General features: G+C 44.0%; 25 protein-coding genes. 10 read left to right on the top strand and 15 right to left on the bottom strand.

The genetic code is table 11. The features are described from left to right. Positions 1-60 precede the first annotated feature (60 nt). Both QWY16_RS01455 and QWY16_RS01450 read right to left on the bottom strand, forming a co-directional pair. Positions 61-1023: a hypothetical protein gene (locus QWY16_RS01455; protein ID WP_300991084.1), complete on the bottom strand. Its 963-nt coding sequence runs from the start codon at positions 1021-1023 to the stop codon at positions 61-63. Positions 1024-1138: 115 nt separating this feature from the next. Further along, positions 1139-1288: a hypothetical protein gene (locus QWY16_RS01450; RefSeq protein WP_300991083.1), complete on the bottom strand. Its 150-nt coding sequence runs from the start codon at positions 1286-1288 to the stop codon at positions 1139-1141. Between the two features lie 154 nt (positions 1289-1442). Here QWY16_RS01450 and QWY16_RS01445 point away from each other — a divergent pair, with 154 nt between their 5' ends. Next, the gene (locus QWY16_RS01445; protein WP_300991082.1) at positions 1443-2042 is read left to right on the top strand and encodes a bifunctional transcriptional activator/DNA repair enzyme AdaA; all 600 of its coding nucleotides are present in this window, start codon (positions 1443-1445) and stop codon (positions 2040-2042) included. After that, the gene (locus tag QWY16_RS01440) at positions 2026-2544 is read left to right on the top strand and encodes a methylated-DNA--[protein]-cysteine S-methyltransferase (RefSeq protein ID WP_300991081.1); all 519 of its coding nucleotides are present in this window, start codon (positions 2026-2028) and stop codon (positions 2542-2544) included. The genes QWY16_RS01445 and QWY16_RS01440 overlap by 17 nt, the downstream gene beginning before the upstream one ends. Positions 2545-2747: 203 nt before the next feature. Here the strand turns inward: QWY16_RS01440 and QWY16_RS01435 are convergent, their stop codons facing one another. Beyond that, positions 2748-3143 carry a hotdog fold thioesterase gene (locus QWY16_RS01435; protein ID WP_300991080.1) on the bottom strand — a complete coding sequence of 132 codons (396 nt, stop codon included), beginning with the start codon at positions 3141-3143 and terminating at the stop codon, positions 2748-2750. Between the two features lie 302 nt (positions 3144-3445). On the opposite strand from QWY16_RS01435, the gene QWY16_RS01430 reads away from it, so the two are divergent. Then, the gene (locus QWY16_RS01430) at positions 3446-4516 is read left to right on the top strand and encodes a C40 family peptidase (protein WP_300991079.1); all 1071 of its coding nucleotides are present in this window, start codon (positions 3446-3448) and stop codon (positions 4514-4516) included. A gap of 134 nt (positions 4517-4650) precedes the next feature. Here QWY16_RS01430 and QWY16_RS01425 read toward each other — a convergent pair whose 3' ends face one another. Continuing rightward, positions 4651-5553, bottom strand: a complete 903-nt coding sequence (locus QWY16_RS01425) for an NAD(P)H-dependent flavin oxidoreductase (protein ID WP_300991078.1) — start codon at positions 5551-5553, stop codon at positions 4651-4653. Between the two features lie 90 nt (positions 5554-5643). Then, on the bottom strand, positions 5644-7146 hold the full coding sequence (locus QWY16_RS01420; protein WP_300991077.1) for a class I adenylate-forming enzyme family protein: 1503 nt from the start codon (positions 7144-7146) through the stop codon (positions 5644-5646). 439 nt (positions 7147-7585) lie between these two features. Between QWY16_RS01420 and katA the strand changes: the two genes are divergently transcribed. After that, complete coding sequence (gene katA, locus QWY16_RS01415; protein ID WP_300991076.1) at positions 7586-9052, top strand: catalase KatA; 1467 nt, start codon at positions 7586-7588, stop codon at positions 9050-9052. A gap of 131 nt (positions 9053-9183) precedes the next feature. On the opposite strand, the gene QWY16_RS01410 is transcribed toward katA, so the two are convergent. Further along, on the bottom strand, positions 9184-10581 hold the full coding sequence (locus QWY16_RS01410) for a protoporphyrinogen oxidase (RefSeq protein WP_300991075.1): 1398 nt from the start codon (positions 10579-10581) through the stop codon (positions 9184-9186). Positions 10582-10785: 204 nt separating this feature from the next. Here QWY16_RS01410 and QWY16_RS01405 point away from each other — a divergent pair, with 204 nt between their 5' ends. Further along, entirely contained in the window at positions 10786-11346 is a 561-nt protein-coding gene (locus QWY16_RS01405) for a nitroreductase family protein (protein ID WP_300991074.1), read from the top strand. A gap of 33 nt (positions 11347-11379) precedes the next feature. On the opposite strand, the gene coaW is transcribed toward QWY16_RS01405, so the two are convergent. Then, complete coding sequence (gene coaW, locus QWY16_RS01400) at positions 11380-12183, bottom strand: type II pantothenate kinase (protein WP_300991072.1); 804 nt, start codon at positions 12181-12183, stop codon at positions 11380-11382. 553 nt (positions 12184-12736) lie between these two features. Between coaW and QWY16_RS01395 the strand changes: the two genes are divergently transcribed. Beyond that, positions 12737-13525, top strand: coding sequence for an alpha/beta fold hydrolase (locus tag QWY16_RS01395; protein WP_300991071.1), 789 nt, complete (start codon positions 12737-12739; stop codon positions 13523-13525). A gap of 21 nt (positions 13526-13546) precedes the next feature. Here QWY16_RS01395 and QWY16_RS01390 read toward each other — a convergent pair whose 3' ends face one another. The 3 genes from QWY16_RS01390 to QWY16_RS01380 form a co-directional block, all read right to left on the bottom strand. Further along, on the bottom strand, positions 13547-15082 hold the full coding sequence (locus QWY16_RS01390) for a solute symporter family protein (RefSeq protein WP_300991070.1): 1536 nt from the start codon (positions 15080-15082) through the stop codon (positions 13547-13549). After that, positions 15079-15495, bottom strand: coding sequence for a DUF485 domain-containing protein (locus QWY16_RS01385; RefSeq protein WP_367281332.1), 417 nt, complete (start codon positions 15493-15495; stop codon positions 15079-15081). The genes QWY16_RS01390 and QWY16_RS01385 overlap by 4 nt, the downstream gene beginning before the upstream one ends. Positions 15496-15766: 271 nt before the next feature. Beyond that, a complete protein-coding gene (locus QWY16_RS01380; RefSeq protein WP_300991069.1) occupies positions 15767-16765 on the bottom strand; it encodes a S8 family peptidase in 999 nt (332 codons plus the stop codon). Positions 16766-17143: 378 nt separating this feature from the next. On the opposite strand from QWY16_RS01380, the gene QWY16_RS01375 reads away from it, so the two are divergent. Beyond that, positions 17144-18208, top strand: a complete 1065-nt coding sequence (locus QWY16_RS01375) for a saccharopine dehydrogenase family protein (protein WP_300991068.1) — start codon at positions 17144-17146, stop codon at positions 18206-18208. A 31-nt stretch (positions 18209-18239) separates the two neighbouring features. Here the strand turns inward: QWY16_RS01375 and QWY16_RS01370 are convergent, their stop codons facing one another. The 3 genes from QWY16_RS01370 to QWY16_RS01360 are packed head-to-tail and all read right to left on the bottom strand — an operon-like array spanning position 18240 to position 20278. Beyond that, positions 18240-18989 (bottom strand): ABC transporter permease, encoded by a 750-nt coding sequence (locus QWY16_RS01370; protein WP_300991067.1) that lies wholly within the window; start codon positions 18987-18989, stop codon positions 18240-18242. Further along, positions 18986-19717 carry an ABC transporter ATP-binding protein gene (locus QWY16_RS01365; protein ID WP_300991066.1) on the bottom strand — a complete coding sequence of 244 codons (732 nt, stop codon included), beginning with the start codon at positions 19715-19717 and terminating at the stop codon, positions 18986-18988. The genes QWY16_RS01370 and QWY16_RS01365 overlap by 4 nt, the downstream gene beginning before the upstream one ends. A 60-nt stretch (positions 19718-19777) precedes the next feature. Further along, the gene (locus QWY16_RS01360; RefSeq protein WP_300991065.1) at positions 19778-20278 is read right to left on the bottom strand and encodes a ferritin; all 501 of its coding nucleotides are present in this window, start codon (positions 20276-20278) and stop codon (positions 19778-19780) included. Positions 20279-20553: 275 nt separating this feature from the next. Between QWY16_RS01360 and QWY16_RS01355 the strand changes: the two genes are divergently transcribed. From QWY16_RS01355 to QWY16_RS01345, 3 genes are read left to right on the top strand one after another with little or no spacing between them, the layout of a single operon-like run. Next, a complete protein-coding gene (locus tag QWY16_RS01355) occupies positions 20554-21315 on the top strand; it encodes a GTP cyclohydrolase II (protein ID WP_300991064.1) in 762 nt (253 codons plus the stop codon). Then, complete coding sequence (ribD, locus tag QWY16_RS01350) at positions 21302-22399, top strand: bifunctional diaminohydroxyphosphoribosylaminopyrimidine deaminase/5-amino-6-(5-phosphoribosylamino)uracil reductase RibD (RefSeq protein WP_300991063.1); 1098 nt, start codon at positions 21302-21304, stop codon at positions 22397-22399. The genes QWY16_RS01355 and ribD overlap by 14 nt, the downstream gene beginning before the upstream one ends. 2 nt (positions 22400-22401) lie before the next feature. Further along, entirely contained in the window at positions 22402-22974 is a 573-nt protein-coding gene (locus tag QWY16_RS01345) for a 5' nucleotidase, NT5C type (RefSeq protein ID WP_300991062.1), read from the top strand. 92 nt (positions 22975-23066) lie between these two features. Here QWY16_RS01345 and QWY16_RS01340 read toward each other — a convergent pair whose 3' ends face one another. Next, the gene (locus tag QWY16_RS01340; RefSeq protein WP_300991061.1) at positions 23067-23432 is read right to left on the bottom strand and encodes a nuclear transport factor 2 family protein; all 366 of its coding nucleotides are present in this window, start codon (positions 23430-23432) and stop codon (positions 23067-23069) included. A 2-nt stretch (positions 23433-23434) separates the two neighbouring features. After that, positions 23435-23608 (bottom strand): hypothetical protein, encoded by a 174-nt coding sequence (locus tag QWY16_RS01335; RefSeq protein WP_300991060.1) that lies wholly within the window; start codon positions 23606-23608, stop codon positions 23435-23437. Positions 23609-23628 lie beyond the last annotated feature (20 nt).

Raw genomic sequence — 23628 nt, 5'->3', positions numbered from 1 at the left:
TTCATAGATAAGTTATACCATGAATAGATAGATTATTAAAACTTTTCCGTTAATTTTATATTAAAACCTGAAATCTCTGTTCATTCCTAATTCCGGGAAGTCTTTCTCTATTACATTGTCCAAATCGTGTTCTTCCAGGTGCTCATATAGTTCTTCTTCATCCGCTATGTGTACGCTTGGATTTTCTAAATGCTCATTGGCATGGTATTTCAAAATATATTTTTTATGCCCATTTTTCCCCACTATATATACATCGAACGGTTCATACTTTTTCACGTTCCGGAGGTTCTGGTTTTCAATCACAGAAGCGGCATCCATTTTTTCCAAATGGGTATACAGAAAAGCTTCCGAGCGCACACGTTCAGCCGAGATAAAGCTCATTTTTGCCTGGTGGCGGTTAATGAAGCGCTCCGACAAGTCCTGATGGAAAGATATTGTTTCCCATTCCACACGGCTCCGGTGTTTTTCGATAAACCGCTCTGAAAGCGCCTGAACTCTTGTAATCGCATTCCAATCCACCTTATCAGAATGCCTGTCGATCAATGACATGGGCAAAGTTTGGCACAGCGATAAGCAACTCCACGATAGCTTCTCTTGATGCTTTTCGATGAACGCAGGCGATAATCCTTTTGAATTCGACAACTCCTGTTTCCTTGAAACAATCGTCCAATATACCGTTCCATCAAAATCCCGGTTTTCTCGTTCCGATGTTTTTAACTGGCGTTTACTTAACTTCTCTTTGGCAGGGTTCCATTTCTCTTTTTTCGCAAACTCTTCGATAAACTGCTCCGACACTTTTTGCTCTGCCATAACCGGCTCCCAGAATAACCTATCGCTGAATTCCCTAATAAAGTCTTCTGTCAGTGATTGGTATGTTGAAACCAGTTTCCAGTTGACTTGGTCCTCGTTTTCCCGAATAAACGGTTCGGACAGTTTTTCTTCCTGGCAGATTTCATTCCACCGAACACCCCGTTTATCCTTATATCCTTTCGCTTCCATCAGTTCCTTTAAAGAATTGAACATGGCAACCACTCAACTTTCTATGTATAGATTGTGTACATTCTATCATCCTGATAAACCTTTTCAACAAAAAGCCCTGTATGCCGGCAATCCGGCATACAGGGTGTAATGAAAGATATTATTTTTCTTGTTTGTCATCATCTAAATCATTCTGTTCCCGCCGCTCGTCAGGAAAACGTGTCTGCTCTTTTACTTCCTGTATTTCTTCCCTGAACTCCTGTTTCCGTACACTGTCTTTTAGTTCTTCCAAGTTTTTATCTCTAGCCATGTAATCCCTCCTCTTGCTTTTATTATTCCCCATTCCGATTTAATAAAACTGTCAAAAAAACTTTATTTAAGAGTTTCGTTATCTTGCTTTTCCATCATTAAAAGGTTATTTATCCGGCGTTAAAGTATATACTATTTATAGAGGTGAACGGTTCATGACAAAACAAAAACCAACCGCTATTCCTGCTGCCTACTGGAAAGCCATTATGGAAAATGACGCCTCATTTGATGACAAGTTTTTTTATGGAGTCCGGACCACCAGAATTTTTTGCCGCCCTTCCTGCAGCTCGCGTATACCGAATAAAGAAAATGTGCTTATCTTTAAAAATGCCTACGCCGCGTTGGACAAAAATTTCAGGCCATGCAAACGATGCAAACCGGATGGATTGAATTTGCCGGCCGAAGAATGGATCGGCCAAATTACCGAGTGGATCGATGAACATTTTACAGAACCCGTTACATTGGAACGGCTGGCGGACATTTCGCACGGCAGCCCCTACCATCTGCAGCGATTGTTCAAGCGCCTTAAAGGCAGTTCGCCATTGGAGTATATCCAGCAGCTGCGCCTTGAAAAAGCAGTTTGGCTGCTTGAAGAAACGGATTATCCAATTGCAGAAGTTGGCCGACTAGCAGGTTTTCCGAATGCCTCTTATTTTATTACGTTATTTAAAAAGAAAAATGGACAAACACCGGCAAGTTTCCGGCAAGCACGAAAGGTAAAGAAAGGAGAGAACATGCATGAACCTTTTAATTGAATGGTCAATTCTAGAACACAGCCAGTGGAAGTTATATGTTGCCAAAACTTCAAAAGGGCTTTGTTACGTCGGTTCTCCAGGCCAAACATTTGAGGATTTTCAAAAGTATATCAATAAACGGTTTCCGACAGCCGAACTGCGGGAAAACCGAGACGCGCTGTCTCCTTATATTCAGGAACTGAATGACTATTTTGATGGCTTCCGAACTGCTTTCACCTTGCCCATTGACGTTAAAGGAACACCTTTTCAAGAAGAAATCTGGCAAGCTCTCCAAGAAATCCCTTACGGCCAGACCGTTTCCTACTCGGAAATCGCTGCACGCATCCAGCGTCCGGCAGCTGTCCGGGCAGTCGGTACGGCGATTGGTGCCAACCCTGTACTGATCACCGTGCCTTGCCATCGGGTTATTGGAAAAAAAGGAACCATCGCTGGTTATCGGGGCGGTTTAGAACTTAAGAGCTTTTTACTTGAATTGGAAACTGCCGATAAAGTTCATCATTAATTTGAAAACCTCCAACCGCCTTTTAATAAGCGCGGGATTGGAGGTTTTTTAATCGGACGAGATTTCTTGCCTCTATTGAGAGCCGCTGGCCACTTTTAAAGAAGCAAGGAAGCTTTGGACAGACGGTATAAAGCTATCCTTCTTAGCTGCGGACCACAAAGAACAGGACGCTGAATTTCGCCATTGAACCGTCCACCTTTTATCTATCGGCTTTTTTTAACAATCGCTACTGTGCACCTTGATACACAAATCAGCTTCTCTTCTTCATCGATGATTTTTATGTCCCATATCATTGTCGTGCGGCCTTTATGGAGCGGCGTTCCGATAGCCGTAACAACCCCTTCTTGTTTACCGCGGATATGGTTGGCGTTTATTTCTAAACCGACCGCAATTTCGTTTTCCTGGTCGATTAAATTCCACGTTCCGAAACTCGCCACTGTTTCCGCTAAAACAACCGATGCCCCGCCATGCAAAAGGCCTATCGGCTGATGGGTGGCATCATGTACCGGCATCGTCGCTGTGACACGGTCGGCTGTTGCCTCTCCCATCTCAATGCCGAGCGCTCCCATAATCGTTTTATCATAGGATTTCTGTTTCATAACATCCCCCCTCCTTTTTCTTAATATTCCAAACTTACCATATTGAGTATCAACTGCCCACTATTTACTAGGACCTTCAATCACACAAGAACTTGAATGAAAACCTGGACTGTCATTACTTCGAAGCCTTCTCATTACCCCCTAGTACTTGGTTTTAAACTGAGACCTTTCGCTTTGTAACACAATTGTAATATTAAAACTTATTGCCTATTCATTTGATAAAATATACAATTAACTACACACAAAGGATTCAGGATATTTTTACTATATTCAGACAAATAACGTACTAAAAGGAGATAATAATGAAGAAGATTGCTTTCTCGCTACTTGCTACCAGTTCTTTAGCCTTATTTATTGGAGTTTCAGATGTTGATGCAAGTTCATACACGATTAAACCTGGTGATACTCTTTGGAAAGTCGCTTCAACGAATAACGTCTCGGTGGCCAATATTAAAAAGTGGAATAACTTAACATCTGATACTATCCGCCCAAACCAATCCTTAAAATTAACAGCTCCGGTGCCGGCAAAAAGTTCCACTTCCATCAGCAAACCAAGCACTTCTTCACCAACTGCGAGTGCAGCGAATTCTTACATAGTGAAATCCGGTGATACGCTATCCCGAATTGCAACTTTACATAAGACCACTGTGAAAGATCTTCAAAAACTAAATGGCCTTTCAAATTTCTTGATTTTCCCAGGCCAAAAATTAAAAGTAAGCGGAACAGCGACAGCACCAGCTGCTTCAAAAACTCCGGCTCCCGCAAAAACAGCAGCTCCTGTAACTGCTCCTGCAGCACCCGGCGGCACATACAAAGTGGCAAGCGGCGACACATTGACCAATATTGCACATCGCCATGGCATCTCAGTTACACAAATCATGAATTGGAATAACTTGAGTTCAAGTTTGATTCGCGTTGGCCAAGTGCTGAAAGTAAATAATTCTTTGGTAGCAACACAGCCAAAAACGACCCCTGTTTCCAAACCGACCGTAATGGCAACAGGAGCGGCAGAGAAAGTGGTTTCTACAGCTACATCACTGATCGGTATACCATATGTCTGGGGCGGCGCTACAACTAGCGGTTTCGACTGCAGCGGATTTATCTATTATGTATACAACAAAGCTGGCATCAATCTTCCCCGGACTAATACAACCGGCTATGATGCCCGTTCATATGATGTCAGCAATCCGAAAGTCGGCGATTTGGTCTTCTTCAGCAATACTTACCGTGCAGGCATCTCTCACATGGGAATTTACTTGGGAGACAATAAATTCATCCATGCCGGTGGAGACCGTGTGCAAATTACAAGCTTGAGCGACAAGTATTGGGGCAAGCATTTCGACGGCTTCAAGCGCTTGTATGCAATGGATTAAAAGACTTCCCCGCAATTCTTCTGAATTGCGGGGGTTTTTTGTCTTGTGTCATTCCTTAAACACAAAGAAACAACACCAGAAGATTAATCCGGTGTTGTTTCTTTGCGTTTTATCGGGTTAATTGAATAAGTTCATCAAGCATTTCGTATAAGGCTTGCTACGCCTTCCTCATACTCCGCTATTAAAGTGTCCACAATTTCTTTGGTGGTTTCCCTTTTCGTAATCGTTGTCACACCATGTCCCGCTGACCAGATATCCCGCCACGCTTTGGCATCAACCAAATGGGACAAATCGATGTCCTCTCTTGGCTTGAGCGTTTTTGGATCAATCCCTTCCTTTATCAGGCTCGGGACCAGTACGTTTACCGGCACGCCACTAAACGAATCCGTGTACAGTACGTCTTCAATCGTAGAGTCGATGACCATTTGCTTATACTCTTCCGGCGCATCGCTTTCCTCCGCGGCCAAAAACCGTGTTCCCATATAAGCATAATCGGCGCCCATTAACTTTGCCGCTGCAACATCTGCTCCTGTTGAAAGTGCTCCCGATAAGATAATCGTCCCGTTGTAGAATTTTTTCACCGCCGCAATAAACGCAAATGGATTTAATGTACCGCCATGTCCGCCGGCTCCGGCACTCACCAGCACAAGACCATCAACGCCGCTGGCGGCAGCTTTTTTCGCATGGCGCACATTCGCCACATCTGAATAAACGAGGCCTCCATAGGCATGGACAATGTCAATGACATCCGCCGGCGCCCCTAAAGAAGTAATGACAATCGGAGGTTCGTATCGGCGAATCATTTCCAAGTCGTCGCTGTATCGTTTATTGGAACCTCTATGGCAGATAAAATTGACTGCCCAAGGTTTATCTGCAAGAGCCTCTTTTACTTCAAGCAGCCAATCAGCACAAACTTCAATCGGCCGCGCATTTAATAATGGAAATGAACCAACGACCCCTGCATTGCCTGCTTCAATCACCATTTTCGGTGTAGATACCAGGAACATAGGAGAGATGATGACAGGCAGTTTAAGCATATGAAATTTCCTCCCTTAACTTTTCAACGAATGGCTCACAATTCTCATTTTCCAGACACGCATTGCTCATTCTTTATGATCTCCTTTCTTTTAACTTCTTAAATTTTCCGGTACACGCAGCGTATGTTTCAGCACTTTACCAGAAGCATTGCGAGGCAATTCTTCCATAAACTCCACTTCCAGCGGCACTTTGTATTTCGCCAACTTTGTGGCACAGTACGCTTGAATTTGTTCTTCTGAAACATCCTGCCCCGGCTTTTTAACGGCATATGCTTTCGGCACTTCTCCGTAAACTTCATGGGGCACACCGACAACAGCCGCTTCAAGCAATTCCGGGATTTGATACAGCACTTCTTCCACTTCCACCGGATAGACATTTTCTCCGCCTCGGATGATCATATCTTTTTTCCGGTCCACGATATACAACAAGCCGTCTTCGTCGAACTTTCCAAGGTCTCCGCTGTATAACCAGCCATTTTTAATGGCTTGGCGTGTTGCTTCTTCGTTTCTCAAATAGCCTTTCATCACTTGCGGGCCTTTAACGACGATTTCGCCGACTTGACCGGTTGGCAGCGGCTCTCCGAATTCATTCACTACCCGGATTTGTGTCTGAGGCAGCACTTCGCCGACTGACCCGATTTTATCAAGCGCAAAACGATCTTTTAACGACGAAGCAGCAGGCGCATTTTCAGTTTGCCCATAGCAGTTTTGGACGCTTACATTTGGAAACGTCTCTTTCAATTTCTTCACGAGCTCATACGGCATCGGTGCAGCACCGTAACAAAATAGACGCAGAGACGGCAATTGGACTTTTTGGATATCCGGAAGGTTCAAAATGATACTGTACATCGCCGGCACACCGAAAAACATTGTAGGCTTGGCAGATTCCAGCATCTTTAGCGTCTTATCGGGCGAAAAAGCTTCTTCTATAACTAAAGATCCTCCTTTATGCGTCACCGGCACCACGAATACATGAGCTGCAGCACAGTGGAAAAGCGGCGTCGATATCAACATGCGGTCTTGTTCCGTAATTGCCATCGCCTCGGACCAGATCTCAGCGCATGCTTGGATATTGGCATGGGTCAGCATAACCCCTTTCGTTTTCCCGGTTGTCCCGGAAGTATACATGACCACAGCCGTGTCTTCTCCTTCTAACGTAACCGCAACAAACTCCAGTGATTCATCGCCAATCACTTGGCCAACCGTATCTTCTCCGCCAATCGCTAAAATATCCTGGAACTCATGGGAGGTGCCTTTGATTACTTCCTCAATCCGTACATCATAAATCAAGGCTTTCGCTTCTGAATTCGAAAAAATATATTCCACTTCAGGCGCTGCCAATTTGGTATTGACCGGCATCGCCGTGAAGCCACCCAGCTGAATGCCGAAATAACAAACAAGGAACGTATCAGAGTTCAAAGCATATAATGCGATGATGTCATCTTTTTTATAGCCTTTCTGCTGAAAGTAAGCAGCAATCCGCTTGGCTTTTTCATAGAACTCACTGTACGTCCAGTCTCGTCCTTGGTAAGAGGTATACATTTTTCCAGGCTGATTCTTGGCGTAATTGCTTATGCTTTCCGTTATCAACATTTTCTCTCTCCCCTTTTCAGTATTTTGCTTTTATTAAAATGTTTAACCATTAAAAACCGAGAACAATCAAAAGCTCCATTCAGCTGCTTAAGTTTGAAGCCCCATTTAAAAGTTTTATTTTTCAGAAAATTTATACTTAAATTTTATATTATCCATTTTTATTTTTAAATGCAATCTCTTTCTATATAAGGTTCAAAATTCAAACGAGAGTTTAAAATTGAATTCCGCCTCCTTTTCCTTCAAAGTAAAAATAAAGATTTTTCGATTCTTCTTTCCAATTGAGAAAGTCTAATAAATACAAAAACATTTCGTATATACTCCTTATTGATTTCTCCTCTTGTTTATAATGATTATCATTAAGTATTGATTTTAATTTGATAAATGTTATGATAGTGAATGTAGTCTTTTACATAAATAATGAAAATGAGGTGTTCGATTAATGAGTACAGATAAAAGATCTTTAACAACAAGTTGGGGTGCCCCGGTAAGCGACAACCAGAACTCACAGACAGCTGGACAGCGCGGACCCGTATTGCTTCAAGATGTTCATCTTCTTGAGAAATTAGCGCATTTCAATAGAGAACGTATTCCTGAACGCGTGGTTCATGCTAAGGGTGGTGGCGCTCACGGTTACTTTGAAGTCACACAAGATGTTACCAAATATACCAAAGCTGCTTTCTTATCAGAAGTTGGCAAGAAAACTGATATGTTCGCACGCTTCTCTACAGTTGCCGGCGAACTTGGATCTGCGGACACACTTCGCGACCCACGCGGTTTTTCCTTGAAATTCTATACTGAAGAAGGAAACTATGACTTAGTCGGAAACAACACACCAGTTTTCTTCATTCGCGATGCAATCAAGTTCCCTGATTTTATCCATACACAAAAACGCGACCCAAAAACCCACTTGAAAAACCCTAACGCAGTGTGGGACTTCTGGTCGTTATCACCTGAATCGCTGCACCAAGTTACCTACTTGATGGGCGACCGCGGCATCCCTGCAACATGGCGCCATATGCACGGATTTGGAAGCCACACATTCAAATGGACAAACGCTGAAGGCGAATCTGTTTGGGTGAAATATCATTTCCTGACTGAACAAGGCATCAAAAACATCACGCAAGAAGTGGCTGACAAGATTGCCGGTGAAAATCCGGACTTCCACACAGAAGATCTTTTCAACGCAATCGAAGAAGGCGACTTCCCAGCTTGGAAATTATACGTTCAAATCATGCCATTGGAAGATGCGAACACATACCGCTTTGACCCATTCGATGTAACAAAAACATGGTCTCACAAAGACTATCCATTGATCGAAGTTGGACGCATGGTGCTTAACCGCAATCCTGAAAACTATTTTGCAGAAGTTGAGCAAGCTACATTCTCGCCTGGCACATTGGTTCCTGGCATCGACGTGTCTCCGGACAAAATGCTGCAAGGCCGTTTGTTCGCCTATCATGATGCACATCGCTACCGCGTAGGCGCTAATCACCAAATGCTGCCGATCAACGCAGCGAAAAACCAAGTCAACAACTACCAGCGCGATGGCCAAATGAACTTTGGCAATAACGGCGGCGGTTCTGTTTACTACGAACCGAACAGCTACGGCGGCCCTATTGAAACTCCTGCTGCGAAACCGGCTCCGCTTGCAGTTGAAGGCTTCACGGATGCCGTGCCTTACCGTGAAGAAGATCATTACACACAACCAGGTGACCTTTACCGACTGCAATCTGCAGAAGAACAAGAACGCCTGGTAGCAACTTTCGTCGGCGGCTTGAGCGCGGTTACGAAAGAAGATATCAAACTTCGCCAAATCGCTCATTTGTATAAAGCGGATGCTGATTTCGGAACACGTGTCGCAGAAGGCCTCGGCCTTCCAGTTCCAGGCCTTACTGAAGTTAAATAAACAATTTTAAACAGCCGCTCCTTTGGGGGACGGCTGTTTTTTCGTTAATCTCATGAGTTGGGCATAAAGGCGAATTGCCCGAAAACAAAAAAACAGGAGAGCAGCCCATCAGCCGCTCTCCTGTTTTTCATTTACTTTTTCGCTAATAGCTGTTCTGCAATCTTGTCCGCTAAATTTTTGCCGTTTTGGATACAGGCACCGATGCCGACGCCGTAATAAGAAGCGCCGGCCAGTTGGATGCCGGGAACGAGCTCAGCCATTTTCACTTCTAATGCATTAACCGCTGATTTATGCTGCATCGTGTAATTCGGCATCAGGTTTTTCCAGCCCGTCACTTCAACTGACGTTGGGTCAGCCTCGATACCCAGGCTCTTCTCAACATCATGTAAAGCAACCTTTGTCAATTCCGCTTCCGATAAATCCTTCAGCTGTTCAAAGGACGGATTCGAACTTTTGTAGAACAACCGGACCAGTAAATTGTTATTGCGGGAAGTATGGCTCCATTTCCGGCTTGTCCAAGTGCAAGCATTGCACAGTAAATCACTTTCCTGAGAAACGATGAAGCCCGTGCCGTCTGCCGGCAATTGTGCATCCGGCAATTCAAAACCGATATAGACGCTGATTAATGAAGAACTTAACAGCCGTTCAAATTCTCGATCGAGCTCTTTTTCATTCAGCAATTTCTGCGCTGTTTCATGCGGCGTCGCCAGTATGACAATATCAGCCATCACCATTTTCCCATTGGCCAATTCCACTTCATATTGACCATCTTTTTTCTGGAGCTCTGTCGTTTCCACACCTTTGAAGATGCTGACTTCGTCTAACTCTTCTTCCAAGCGATCGATCAGCACCAACATGCCTTCATCGAAAGAAATAAATTTTTTATTGGCAGCACCTTGGAAATGCGCTTTATTTTCTTCGAGGCCTTTAATAATGCTGCCATACTTGTTTTTGTATTCGACCAAATAAGGCAACGTCGAAGAAAGTGTCAATTCATGCAAGTTCCCAGAATATACACCCGATAATACGGGGGCAATCTGGTTGTCCACCAGTTCTTTTCCAAGAAACGCTTCAAGAAACTCACCAATTGAACTGTCACACGTAAAGGTCTCGTTCTTAGTTTCAAAATCCCGCAGAGCCGCTTTTTTTCCTTCTTCTGAGACAAGCGTCGAACTGAACAAAGCTTCTTCACTCATAGGAATGCCAAAAACCGTATCCGCCGGAATGGCATGCAGCTTATTATTGGCATATAAATAGGAAATGCCAGTTCCGTTATAAACAACTCGGTCCTGCAAGTGCAAGTCTTCGATTAAAGGCATCACACTGGCATGGCGAGCTACAATCGAATCCGCTCCGGTTTCCATGATGAACTCTGCATCTTTTACCGTCCGGATTTTGCCTCCCAACACCTTGTCTTTCTCAACCAATACCAATTCCAAATCAAGGCCATGTTCTTTTTTCAGCTTCTGCAAATAATGCAATGCAGAAAGACCAGTAATGCCTCCGCCTACTACTGCCACTGTCGTCATTGTGTATCCACTCCTTATTATTACTTTCATTTTACCAACATTTCACCGTTAAATCAGAGTAGAATATGTCATTTTTTATACGCTTCGACCAATGTACCAAGGATTATTTCCCGGGGAATAAAAGCTTCAATGATTGCGTTTCATATTCGGGTCTGGTTTGATAAAGAGAGAAGCAATATTGTGTGATAAAAGGAGAGAATATAGATGCAGAATCCAATAGATCAAAACATCATGGAACGCCGGACCATTAAGAAATTCAAGAAAGATCCAGTTGATGTGGAAGAAATTATCGAGTTATTGAATATTGCCAAATGGGCACCGAACCATAAAGTGAACCAGCCTTGGCGTTTCCAATTGTATACAGGAGCCGGCAAGGAGAAATTTGTTCAAGCTTTTATCGATTCCATGCCAAAAATAGATGGTGCGATTTCACCGAAAGTATTGAATAAAGCCCAGTACTTCCGTGACATTCCCTTGCATTTGGTTGTCATCATGCCGGAAGATCCCCGGCAAAGACGATGGGACGAGGATTACGGCGCGATCTCTTCGCTCCTCCAGAATTTCCAGCTTGCAGCTTGGGCTCGAGGCATTGGCATGATTTGGCGTTCTAATGACTGGATTTATGATCCAGTGTTCCGGGAAGCCGTCGGAGTAGCGCCTGGAGAAAAAATTGTTGCCACCATGATGATCGGCTATCCAGATCATATTCCGGAAAAACGCGAACGCACAGACATCCGGGAAAAACTTGATATTATCAGTGAGTAAAATAAAAAGATGGCGCATCGTGCGCCATCTTTTTTATGTTAAGCTGATCATCGCGCCAACTGCTCCTGAGAATTCTCCGTTTTCCAGGAACAACGGCTTTGAACCTCGTAAAATTGTATAGGTCTCCACCACTTCTTTTAATAACGGATTGTGGATAAAAGACGAGCCAATATAAATAACAGTCGAACTCTGGCACTGGCGAGCTGCTATGACACTTAAAGTACTCACAGTTTCCCCGACAAGCCCGACAACCGTTGCTAGCAGTTCTTCTTTGGATAACTCTCCGGCAACAGAAAATAAATCATTGCCAAAATTGCTGGCGGTCAGATCGCCCGGTATCGGCGGTTCTTTGTCTTCATAAATGTGTTTTACTTTCAAATCGATACGATCTCTCGAACCTTTGCTTGCCAATTCCACAATTTCTTCAAAATCAGTTATACCTGTCAGCAAATGGCTCAGCCCGACCAACGTTCCACCGCCGACTCCAGTGCCTCCAAGGCGCTCCTGTGCGTTGTTTTGGATGCAATGGATGGACGTTCCTGTGCCAACGTTTGTGACTACGTAGACCGCTTCCTCGCGGCCCATTTGGTCAAGCAGGAATTGGACGCCTTGGTGTGTAGCTTCAAACTCCACCATTTCCTTTGCTTCTTTAGTCAAAAGGGAACGCAATACACCAGATTTCCCTCCAGTTAAACAAACTTCTGGATTATCCAACTCATTAACCCAAGCGGCAACCTGCTCAATTTCTGCAATTGGATACTTTGTGAATTGCGACGAGCCGTTCTCCGAGTACGCCACTTTAATCAAAGTTCCGCCTGCATCTATACCGACAATCATCTTTGCACCTGCTCTTTCTAAATAAAAGCTCGTATTAAACGCATATGAAGAAATTCTACCATAATATTTTATTGAATGGGCTAATTTTATATTAGTTTACCTTGCAGAAAGTTAGGAGATAAACTGCCATTACCAAATATTTTATCTTGGAGGAAGAATTAGGGCTAAAGGAACGATTATTTTATAAAATGAATAGCCAGCTCCGGTAAAACGACTTTATCAAAAAAGCTGATTCTACAACTGCCAAACTATTTTGCTTTAAGCACCGATAGTTTTGACCGGGTTGTCAAGCAGCTGGAAGACCTTCATAACGTCAGCTTGCCCCCCCTCCCCAACAGAACATTATTTCCATAGAGTGATTGCGATGTTTTCAGGCAGGGCCATCAATTTGCCGAACCTCTAGCTGATGCTGACTTTTAAGCAATCGTTTTGTTTCGAAACTTCAATAGACGGGGTATAAACTTGTACCACCCGTAAAGCGAACTAATAAGCCTGTCTTTCAATCATTCCGCTTATGCCTTTACCCTATTCTATAATAGAACGGAGCCTACCAATGCCATATGCCACAATTGAAGACTCAGTGTCCTTGTACTACCGTGTAGAAGGCGAAGGAGTGCCCATTGTTTTCATCCATCCGCCTGTGCTGGGTTATAAAGTTTTTAAACACCAGGAAAAACTGGCACATTCCTGGCAAACCATTTTTTATGACCTTCGGGGCCATGGCCAAAGTTCACGTGGAAATACGTCGCTGTCGATTGATCTTTTAGCTAATGATTTAAAGAAGTTGTTAGATAAAATCGGCATCTCCAAAGCGGTGATTTGCGGATTTTCCAATGGCGGGACGATTGCCCAGGAATTCGCTTTGCTTTATCCGGAGCATACCTCTGCCTTGATTTTGTCCGGAGGCTATCCAAAAGTCGATCACCTGAGCTTAAAAAGCAAAGTTTATTTTGGAATGGTGATGGCGAAACTTCGTCGAATTCCGACAGTCGCTAAAATGCAGGCAAAAACTCATAAATACTTTAAAAGGGATGAACAAGAACTTTTTGATTATGCCAAAAAAGCGGATGGTGAGAAAGTATATGAATACTGCAAAGCCGGGTTGCATTACAATGCCACGCCTTTCCTCCATCGTTTGACTATGCCGATTCTACTCATATACGGCGATTTGGAAAAGACGATGCATCGCCATCGCAAACCTTATCTCAAAGCGGCTCGCAACGTCGAAGTTATCTATGTCAAAGGGATATCCCATGAAGTGCCCCCAAAGAAATTTCCGGAATTTAATGAAATTGTCCATAATTTTCTGCAAAAAAATAAACAAGCCGGCTTCCTGGATTAACAGGAAACCGGCTTGTTTTTATTAAAGCTGTCTAAAGCCGCCTGTATTGGCACGGACTTTAACTTCTGCAAATCTCTTGAGGTCGCTTTCTTTAGAGACAAGCGTGCCGACCAAGCCGCCGATAAAGCCAAGCGGGATTGAGACAATAGCCGGATTCGTCAATGGGAAGATCGGGTTGCCGGTCAAAATCGCAGCTCCCGCTTCCGGATTCATAACGCTCGGGCTGATTGATACTAGAACCAGCGCTGAAATCAAGCCTGTTAAGATGGCAGAAACAGCTCCAGTAGTATTGAATTTTTTCCAGAAAATTGTGTAGACAATAACCGGCAAGTTTGCGCTTGCTGCAATACAAAATGCCAATGAAACTAAAAACGCTACATTCAAGCTTTGCGCAAAAATCGCTAGCAAAATGGATAAAACCGCCACTCCAACAGATGCATAGCGGGCAGCCAGCATTTGCTGGCGCTCGGTCGCTTTTCCTTTTTTAATAATCTGGCCGTAAATATCGTGAGCAAATGCTGAAGCACCCGATAGTACCAACCCGGCTACAACCGCTAAGATGGTAGCAAATGCAACCGCTGAAATAAAGGACATCAAAATGTCTCCGCCTAATGCTTGGGCCAGCAGCGGTGCCGCCATATTTCCGGCAGCATTTGTGCTGATGATCTTTTCTGACCCTACAAAAGCAGCAGCACCGAATCCAAGGAAAATCGTCATAACGTAGAAGATTCCGACAATCCAAGTTGCCCACATAACGGAACTTCTGGCAGTTTTCGCATCCCTAACGGTAAAGAAGCGCATTAGGATATGCGGCAAGCCTGCTGTACCAAGCACCAAAGCCAGCATTAGCGAAATCGTGTCTAACGGAATTTTGTATTTTACTCCAGGATTTAAGAAAGCTTCTCCATGCGGAGTTGCCGTTTTCACTTGAGCAAACATTTCCAGGATACTGAAGTCGAAGCGCTGCAGCACCAAGAACGACAGGATGACCGTACCAACCATCAAAAGGACGGCTTTAATAATTTGAACCCAGCTTGTAGCTGTCATACCTCCGAAAAGGACATAGATTGTCATCATAATACCAACGAGCAGGACCGCCCATAAATAATCGATTCCAAACAGCAATTGAATAAGTGCACCGGCCCCTACAAGTTGGGCGATCATATAGAAAATAACAATGGTAATTGAACTTAATGCAGCAGCGCCGCGTACTTTCTTGGCATTAAAACGCGCATTGATCATATCCGCCAAAGTAAATTTTCCAAGGTTTCGAAGTGGCTCTGCCACAACGAACAAAACAACTAAATAAGCAACTAGATAACCGATGGAAAACAGGAATCCGTCAAAACCGAACAATGCAATAGATCCGGCAATCCCCAGAAATGAGGCAGCTGACAAATAATCCCCTGCAATCGCCATTCCGTTTTGCCAGCCCGTCAAGCCGCCGCCTGCCGTATAAAAGTCGCTGGTAGTGTTGGTTCGCTTTGCGGCAAAGTAAGTAATGACAAGGGTCATGCCCACGATGATTAAAAAGATAATGATTACTGTAGCATTCATCGATTTTCCTCCTTGTCATAATTGAATTCTTTTAACGTTTCCCAAGCCATTTCATCAAACTTGGCCGCTCTCTTCATGTATACGGTTACAAGAATCCAGGTCATAGCAAATAATCCAAAGGCAAATACCCACACCCAAGAAATATCGCCGATAAACTTGGCATCCAGGAGATTGGTATATGAAATAATAATATTAAATAATAGATATAGTCCTAAGAACAATATAGTGGTTGGAATAAGAAAAGCTTTTTTCTTCTTCATCAAATCTTTGAAACCTGCTGATGATTCGATTTCTTCAAAATCCGGGATATGCCCTTCCTCCCTTGCTTTTGAAGAAGCTTTCCCGTCTTTTGTCTGAGTCTTTCCTTTCGACTGAGCAATGCGGTCTTCACTTCCTGCTATCGTCTTTGCCAAATTCAACACCCCTTTGAAGTTTTATTTTTCTGAATCTAAAAACAATTAAATCATTTAAGCAAAGGAGCGTCAATACAGAACAACCATTAAGTGGTATAAAGTCCCAGATTCTGGGCGGTATTCTCCCGAAATCTCCTGACACAATAAAAACTTGATCTCTCATATAGAAGAGACCAAGCTTTTTTAAGCCCAATGCCAAAGAGAGGACTAGCTGTTCTTTCTTAGTGCGGCTCACAGCCTCCAAACCCTATACAAGTGAAAAACGGAACCATCAGCCGCTGTTTTTCTGGTCTGCCCGAATGTTAGATGAGTTCACTTGTTTAAACAGCTGCTCAAATTTTTCCAGCGCATCCAAAGCAAGCAGCCCATTTCCTTCGGCTGTTTTCGGATAGCCAAGCGGAATCGTCCGGCGCACAAGCTGAGCGTAAAGTTCGGCTTCCGTCAGTTTTCTGGCAAACTCTTCTTCTGCTATATTTTTAATCAAAGCCAAGGCGCCTGTCACATGAGGGGTAGCCATCGATGTGCCTGACAGCGTGGCATACTTGCCGCCCAGAAACGTGGAATAAATACGAACGCCAGGCGCAACTAGATCGATTTCATCGTTGGAGTTGCTGAAGGAAGCAATTTTGCGGTTAAAGTCGACTGCTCCTACTTGAATCACTTCTGGGTACGCACCCGGATAGGCATATTCATCCGTCGCCGGACTATTGTCTCCTTCGTTGCCTGCTGCGCATACAATCGGGATTCCCGAATCAACCGCCCGCTTCACAGCTCTGTGGAGTTCCGCAACATCTTCCGGCCCTCCTAGCGACATGGAAATCACGCTTGTCTTTTCTCCATTCGGCCCCTCCCAATCGATTGCATAATTGATGCCGTTGATAATCCCTGCATAATCTCCGCTTCCTTCGCTGTTTAATACTTTTAAAACCAACAGCTTTGCTCCAGGTGCAACTCCAGCGATACCGCCTTCCTGCCGTAAAGATGCCGCAGCGGTCCCAGCAACATGAGTGCCATGGCCATGATTGTCTTCAAAATTCGCTGTGTCGCCGCGATAATCCGGTGTAAAGTTTCTGCCATCAATAATCTGGCCCTGCAAATCCGGATGATCGCGCTGGCAGCCGGTATCTAAAATGGCAAGCACATTGCCTCTGCCATGCCTTGCCTGCTCCCAGACAGCTGGCGCTTGAATCATTTGCACTCCTTGTGGAATCTGCGCAGCCGCAATGGTGATTTCTTCAACACGGTAAGGAATTAAATGAACATTATCCATCGGTACGCCTCCTTTTGAAAAACGCCGCTTTTTATCATTAGCATGCCCCTTTTTGTTTCTTAAGAAACATTAGGCGAAAAGCTCGCAATTCCACTGGAGAAATGCCACTATATTCACTAATACGATATCATTATTCAAGTCTAATTTATGGAGCCAAACAACGAAGAAAACCGTATTGTTTCTGTCTGATCATCGCTGCGCTAACTTCGAAACATGAAAGAGCGTTGCTGTTTGGCGGAACAACTACTGCTATAAATTATTAATTCCTCTTATATAAATCAACTTAATAAAGGGAGAACATCTTTTAAGACACAAATTTGCCTGTCCGGAGAATTTTATAAACTCCGCGAAATGAAAGGCTCAAGGAGGAAAAATTGGATGAAGAAAAATTGGCTGCTTTATGGAGCTTACGGTTATACTGGCGAACTAATTGCACGCGAAGCGGTAAAGCGCGGGATGAAGCCGATACTTGCCGGACGAAATCTGCAAAAGCTCAAGCCCCTGGCAGAAGAATTGAATCTTGAGATGCGCGTATTTGCAATCGACGAAAAAATTGCAGACAGCTTATCCGGCATCGATGCCGTGCTGCATTGCGCCGGCCCTTTCAGCGAAACAAGCGCTTTGATGATTGAGGGCTGTCTTTCGGCCAAGGCACATTACATGGACATCACTGGAGAAATCCCCGTATTCGAACATACGCACGCTCAGCATGACCGGGCGAAAAGAGCCGGAATTGTCCTTTGTTCAGGCGTCGGTTTTGACATCATTCCAACAGATTGCACAGCGCTGAAACTAAAAGAGCTGATGCCTGATGCCACCCACCTTGCTCTTGGTTTTGAATCAGACTCCGGCATTTCTCCAGGAACTTATAAAACTATGATTCAAGGGCTTGGCTCCGGCAGTGCCGAGCGCAAAGCAGGCAAACTAACAGCCGTGCCGCTCGGCAGCCAGCGCCGGACCATCGATTTTGGCAGAGGGCGGCGCTCTGCGATGGGCATTCCGTGGGGAGATGTGGCAACCGCTTTTTATACCACCGGAATCCCAAATATTTCAACATGGGTGCCGTTTCCTAAAGCGCTTGCTGCTGGAGCCGGATTAACGGCTGGCCTGCAGCCTCTGCTGGCATCTTCCTTTTTGCAAAACCTACTCAAGGATTGGGTGGAACGGCGGGTAAGCGGACCGGATGAAATATTCCGTGCAAACTCACCCGCTTATATTTGGGGAGAAGTGCGAAACAAAGCTGGAATTATCAAAGTAGCCCGGATACAAACTGCCAATGTTTACGATTTAACCGTTTACGGAGCTCTTGAAGCTGTCAGCCGTTTGATGGCCGGGGAATTTCCCGGCGGCAGTTCCAGCCCCGCACTGTTATTCGGATCTTCTTTGCTTGAAAAGTTGCCTGGGTCAGAAAAATTTGAAGTTGATACTTTCTTTCCTTCTTAACGATACGAAAAAAGCTGACCTGAAATTCAGGTCAGCTTTTTAAGAATTGCATGCGTTGGTTAAACAATGTCGGGTAAGACAAAAACCCAAGAAAAACACTCGTTACCGCAGCTGTCGTCAACAACAGGAACATAATTAATAATTGAAATTGTACCGCTTGAATCGGATCGGCACCCGCAATGATTTGTCCGCTCATCATACCGGGCAACTGGACGAGCCCAACGGTCTTCTGGCTTTCAATCGTAGGAATCATACTGGCTTTGATCGACTGAATTAATTGTCTATGGATCGCTTGTTTCGGTGTTCCGCCAAGAGACAGAATCAGTTCCGTCTGGTCTTGATTTGCTTCTACTTCTGCAGTAAAGCGGTTCAGAAACAGGATAGACAGCACCATCGAGTTGCCAATGACCATACCGCTAATCGGGATGATGTACTGGGCGGTTGGCGGTGTAATATTAAAGCCGATTAAAATGCTTTGAGTCAGCACTTCCACAAGCACTAACGTGACTGCAATCTTTACAACAATGCCTTGTATGGCCGCTCCTTTTTTCTGTGCATTATGTGTTGCCGCGACGATCATCAAGGTCACCATCAGGAAAATATAGATAAGGCTATCGGAATCGAAAACGAACTTCAATACATAACCGACTGCCAGCAATTGAATAATAGAACGAATAGTGGCGATCAGCGTGTCTTTTTCGAGCCCTAGATTAAAAGTCTTGGACAGCACCAGCGGAATCAATACAAAAATCAGCGTCAGCGATAAAGTAAAATAACTCATCCCGCTTCCCCCCTAACGAAGCGTTTGACTTGGTCATTAACGGGATTTTTCAGCAATTCACTTTCACCGGTTTCAATCACTTCTCCGGCCATCATCACCCATGTGTAATCGCCGATTTCCAGCGCTTGCTGGAGATTATGTGTAATCCAGATAATAGTCGTCTTATACTTCTGGTTGATTTTTGCAATCAGTTCTTCAATTTCCTTTAAAGAAGTACGATCCAAAGACGATGTAATTTCATCGAGCAGCAGCACTTCCGGGTTGTTTACAAGTGTACGGGCTATTGAAACTTTCTGGCGCTGGCCGCCGGACAATTCTTTTACATTGCGGTTCAGAAATTGTTCTTCTAAACCAACATCATGCAACAAAGCCGCTGCATCTTTTTCTGCCAGCTTTTTTCCCTGCAGCTCCAGCGGCAAGTTTAAATTATCATAAACCGTTCCGCTCACCATTGGGGCCCCTTGCAAAGCCATTCCAATAAGCCGGCGCAGTTCCACCGGTTCATAATTTTCGATCGCTTTGTCTTTTATATAAATTTCTCCAGACTTAGGAGATAATAAGCCATTGCATAATTTCAATAAAGTAGTCTTGCCCGCCCCTGACGGCCCTACCAAAGTGGTGATTTTACTTTCGGGAAAAGATCCAGTAATCCCTTTTAATATATGTATATCGCCAACCGAATAATGTACATCATTAAAATGGATAGCTGGTTTGTACGGGATGGTCATGCCATTCACTTCCTTAAAAATAAAACAGCACACAGTCAGCCGTGTGCTGTTTTAAACTAATCATTCTTCCAGTCTGCGTGCTGCAAAGTCATCATTCATTTTCAAGAAGTATTCTCCGCCTTCTTCGATATGGGTCATACGGGTGATGATGTCACGGAACATTTTTTCTTCTTCCATTTGTTCTTCAATAAACCAGTCCAGGAACGACAAAGTTGAATGTTCCTGCAGTTCGTCAGCCAACGTCACCAATGCATAAATATTGCTGGTCACGTCTTTTTCCTGGGCCAGTGAACTGTGCAGAACATCCATGGCATTGACGTAATCATTTTTCGGTTCTGTTAATGCCTGCAATACCGGTTTTTCATCCATCGTCACTAAGTAATCATAAAATTTCATGGCGTGTTCATGTTCTTCTCTTGATTGCACTAAATAAAAATTGGCAAATCCGTGATATCCTTTTTTCGAAAAATACGCCGCCATTGCGGTATACGAATGAGCCGCTTGTAATTCATTATTGAATTGATCATTTAATGCCAAAGTGAGTTTTGGTGGCAACATCATAAATCCCTCCACTTTCTTATTTATAATCATTCTAATGTAGATACTATACCATACCCGTATTTTAAATGCAAAACACATGAGAATACTAATAATTAGTTGAGAATTAAAATCATTAAGCTCTCAAAGTCTCTACGTTTAATTGATAATAATTATTGTTTAATGGATAATGGTTTTTATATTCGAATATCTTGCAAACTAATCACTTACTATTAGTAACTAATTGTAGTATAATAACTTCATGATTTAAAGAAACTCTTACTATAGGGGGAATAGAAATGACATCAATTAAACTTGAACCGAAAGTGTTCGACGTTCTAAAAGATAAAATTAATTTGATTACAATGGATAATGAAGCGATATACGTAGTCGGCCCAATCCGGCTGCCAGTGAACTTATATGGAGAAACAGTGGTATTCCAGTGGTATAGCTGGTTAAAACAAGATGAAATAACTAGTGACTACGAGAGCATTATCGAAAAATTATCGTCTTCCAATCTGGCTGAATATCAGCAGTCCAGTGTATTGGTATATGGGGATTTTGAAAACAGCGAAGAAGCTTTGATCCGTATGCATTCCATTTGCCACACCGGGGATATTTTCGGCAGCAAGCGATGCGATTGCGGCTTCCAATTAAAGCAATCGATGAAACAGATTGTCGACCACGGAACCGGTGCGCTATTTTACTTGGCGAACCACGAAGGCCGTGGCATCGGTCTGTTCAGCAAAGCGATGGCTTATGTTCTCCAAGAGAACGGCTATGATACCGTTGAAGCAAATGAAAGCCTTGGGTTTGTTGATGATTCACGTAATTATGAAGACGCCATTGCGGTATTGAAATCATTGCGTACAAAGCCGGTTACATTAATGACTAATAACCCGAAAAAAATAACAGCACTGGAAAATTCGGACCTTGAAATAGCCGGACGCATTTCACTTTGGGGAGATAAGTCTGAATATAATTCTGAGTATTTGCAAACAAAAATCAATCGCTCAGGCCACTTGAAAGACGAGGAGGATGCGGTCCATGTCAAACCATGAATTTTATATGGACTTGGCGTTGAATAATGCACGGACCATGAAAGGCCAAACAGATCCTAATCCGTTAGTCGGCTCGGTCATTGTCAATGACAATCGCATTGTCGGCATTGGCGCCCATTTGAAAGCAGGAGAGCCACATGCAGAAATCCATGCGCTGCGCATGGCTGGAGATGCTGCACGCGGAGGGACAATTTATGTCACATTAGAGCCTTGCTCCCACCACGGCCGCACCGGCCCTTGTGCAGCCGCCATCGTTGAGGCAGGCCTTAAGAAAGTGGTCATTGCGACTCTTGATCCTAATCCGATTGTCGCTGGAAACGGTGTGAAAATGCTGGAAGAAGCTGGCATTGAAGTGGTTGTCGGAATCCGTGAAGAAGAATCTAAAAAAATGAATGAAGTCTTCAATAAATACATCGTTACGCAACTTCCTTTCGTAACCTTAAAAGCAGCCGCTACATTAGACGGCAAAATCGCATCGCATACACTCGACAGCAAATGGATCACATCGGAAGAAGCGCGCCATGATGTCCATGTGCTGCGCAGCGAAAACCGGGCCATTTTGGTAGGAGTCGGCACAGTCATTGCAGATGATCCCGAATTGACTTCCCGCATCCCGAATGGCCGCAATCCGATTCGAGTTGTCCTGGATTCTACATTGCGGATTCCTCTTGATGCCAAGCTGGCAACAGATGGCTTGGCGGAAACCTGGATTTTCACCAGCAAACAATACGACCAGGGAAAACGCCTCGCGTTGGAAGCATTGGGCATCAAAGTTTTTGAGACTGGCGGTGAAACCCGTGTTGATGTCCGTGATGTCGTGCGCGTCTTAGGCGAGCAATCCATCTCTTCGTTATTCATCGAAGGCGGTGGCACAATCAATGCTGCATTTTTAGAAAATGATTTGATTGATAAAGTGGTTTTGTATTTTGCACCCAAATTAATCGGCGGCAAAAATGCACCGACCTTTTTGGAAGGTTCCGGATTTGACCTGATGAAAGAAGCGGTTGAATTGGAAGACGGGGAATTCTTCAAAATGGGGAAAGATTTTAAATTCACCGGATATCCGGTGAAAAAAGGAGTTTAATCATGAAATTTGGATTTGACATTGACGATACATTGATCAACTTACGCGAATTTGCTTTTAGGCTGTATCAAAAGAAATTAGGGCGAGAAGTGGCCATCGATCTTTTTCACGCACTTGACCGCGTGGAAATCCATGAACTTTTTGATATGAGTGATGAAGAAGGATCTGTCATGTGGAACAGCGTTTTGGATGAACTGTACTATACCGACTGCCCCACTTATCCCGGAGCCGTTGAACTTTTGCAGCAGCTTGACCGGGAAGGCCATGAAATTTTCTACATAACGGCCCGTCCAGCAAAACATGCAGAAAAAACAAAAGCTTGGCTGAAGCAGCAAGGCTTTCCTGTTCGTGATGATCAGTTTTACTGTGGCATGAAAGACGCTGAAAAAGTGCATATTATTGAAGAATTGCAGCTCGATTACTATTTTGATGACAAGCCCGCAGTGGTTGATACATTGTCACGCAAAACGCTGAAAGTGATGGTCAAAGACCAGTCCTACAACCGCCACGTGGAATTGCCGCGCATTAAACAATGGGCGGATTTAAACGAATTGATACAAAACGAAATAAAATAAGTCAGCAAAACCAGTCAGCAACCGGGACTGGTTTTTTTATGTTTATAGAACATTAAAAAGTGGCTCCTGGTTTTGGAACCACTTTCAAAAGATTAAATTTCATCTTCTTCGCTCAATCCGCTGTCGCCAAATGCGTCATCCAATGTGTCGAACCGGGAAATCCTCACCACTTTACCGTTTTTGACCTCCATGAATGTGAAGACGGTGACTTTGCCGTTTTGGTCTTGCCATGTGCCTTCTTGTTCAAAAACCACTTTATTGCCTTTTGCATAGCGGGTGACGGTAGTCAAATGAATGCCGGATTCCTCTGCCCACTGCTGCAATGTGTCATGTCCGACTGCCGATCCCCTTGGCCCCATCAGTTCGATATTGTGATCTGAAACTTCCAGCATGCCTTCAATGTCTTTTGCATTTACCTTGTCGACCCATGCATCTGCAGTCTTGATAGTTTCTGTCATGTTCATCGGCTCCCTTCATAAGGCAATTTTTCAAAAACAACCAGCACCAGTGTAGCAAACGGGCCCATTAAAAGAGACAACAAAAACCAGTTGAGTCCGCTCCGGTTTTTCCCCTGCGCAATGCCTGCATTAATGAGTGCCAGCGTACCCCAACCGATTGCGTAATCATTATCCATTCATTCAGCCCCCTTTTTTC

It is taken from the genome of Planococcus shenhongbingii (assembly GCF_030413635.1).
Classification (GTDB): domain Bacteria; phylum Bacillota; class Bacilli; order Bacillales_A; family Planococcaceae; genus Planococcus; species Planococcus shenhongbingii.
This window is presented reverse-complemented; position numbering and strand designations above follow the sequence as displayed.

Bases quoted from the DNA above. Each gene is read 5' to 3' on its own strand.
- QWY16_RS01455 (WP_300991084.1), bottom strand. From the start codon at position 1,023: ATGTTCAATTCTTTAAAGGAACTGATGGAAGCGAAAGGATATAAGGAT.
- QWY16_RS01450 (WP_300991083.1), bottom strand. From the start codon at position 1,288: ATGGCTAGAGATAAAAACTTGGAAGAACTAAAAGACAGTGTACGGAAA.
- QWY16_RS01445 (WP_300991082.1), top strand. From the start codon at position 1,443: ATGACAAAACAAAAACCAACCGCTATTCCTGCTGCCTACTGGAAAGCC.
- QWY16_RS01440 (WP_300991081.1), top strand. From the start codon at position 2,026: ATGAACCTTTTAATTGAATGGTCAATTCTAGAACACAGCCAGTGGAAG.
- QWY16_RS01435 (WP_300991080.1), bottom strand. From the start codon at position 3,143: ATGAAACAGAAATCCTATGATAAAACGATTATGGGAGCGCTCGGCATT.
- QWY16_RS01430 (WP_300991079.1), top strand. From the start codon at position 3,446: ATGAAGAAGATTGCTTTCTCGCTACTTGCTACCAGTTCTTTAGCCTTA.
- QWY16_RS01425 (WP_300991078.1), bottom strand. From the start codon at position 5,553: ATGCTTAAACTGCCTGTCATCATCTCTCCTATGTTCCTGGTATCTACA.
- QWY16_RS01420 (WP_300991077.1), bottom strand. From the start codon at position 7,146: ATGTTGATAACGGAAAGCATAAGCAATTACGCCAAGAATCAGCCTGGA.
- katA (WP_300991076.1), top strand. From the start codon at position 7,586: ATGAGTACAGATAAAAGATCTTTAACAACAAGTTGGGGTGCCCCGGTA.
- QWY16_RS01410 (WP_300991075.1), bottom strand. From the start codon at position 10,581: ATGACGACAGTGGCAGTAGTAGGCGGAGGCATTACTGGTCTTTCTGCA.
- QWY16_RS01405 (WP_300991074.1), top strand. From the start codon at position 10,786: ATGCAGAATCCAATAGATCAAAACATCATGGAACGCCGGACCATTAAG.
- coaW (WP_300991072.1), bottom strand. From the start codon at position 12,183: ATGATTGTCGGTATAGATGCAGGCGGAACTTTGATTAAAGTGGCGTAC.
- QWY16_RS01395 (WP_300991071.1), top strand. From the start codon at position 12,737: ATGCCATATGCCACAATTGAAGACTCAGTGTCCTTGTACTACCGTGTA.
- QWY16_RS01390 (WP_300991070.1), bottom strand. From the start codon at position 15,082: ATGAATGCTACAGTAATCATTATCTTTTTAATCATCGTGGGCATGACC.
- QWY16_RS01380 (WP_300991069.1), bottom strand. From the start codon at position 16,765: ATGGATAATGTTCATTTAATTCCTTACCGTGTTGAAGAAATCACCATT.
- QWY16_RS01375 (WP_300991068.1), top strand. From the start codon at position 17,144: ATGAAGAAAAATTGGCTGCTTTATGGAGCTTACGGTTATACTGGCGAA.
- QWY16_RS01370 (WP_300991067.1), bottom strand. From the start codon at position 18,989: ATGAGTTATTTTACTTTATCGCTGACGCTGATTTTTGTATTGATTCCG.
- QWY16_RS01365 (WP_300991066.1), bottom strand. From the start codon at position 19,717: ATGACCATCCCGTACAAACCAGCTATCCATTTTAATGATGTACATTAT.
- QWY16_RS01360 (WP_300991065.1), bottom strand. From the start codon at position 20,278: ATGATGTTGCCACCAAAACTCACTTTGGCATTAAATGATCAATTCAAT.
- QWY16_RS01355 (WP_300991064.1), top strand. From the start codon at position 20,554: ATGACATCAATTAAACTTGAACCGAAAGTGTTCGACGTTCTAAAAGAT.
- ribD (WP_300991063.1), top strand. From the start codon at position 21,302: ATGTCAAACCATGAATTTTATATGGACTTGGCGTTGAATAATGCACGG.
- QWY16_RS01345 (WP_300991062.1), top strand. From the start codon at position 22,402: ATGAAATTTGGATTTGACATTGACGATACATTGATCAACTTACGCGAA.
- QWY16_RS01340 (WP_300991061.1), bottom strand. From the start codon at position 23,432: ATGACAGAAACTATCAAGACTGCAGATGCATGGGTCGACAAGGTAAAT.
- QWY16_RS01335 (WP_300991060.1), bottom strand. From the start codon at position 23,608: ATGGATAATGATTACGCAATCGGTTGGGGTACGCTGGCACTCATTAAT.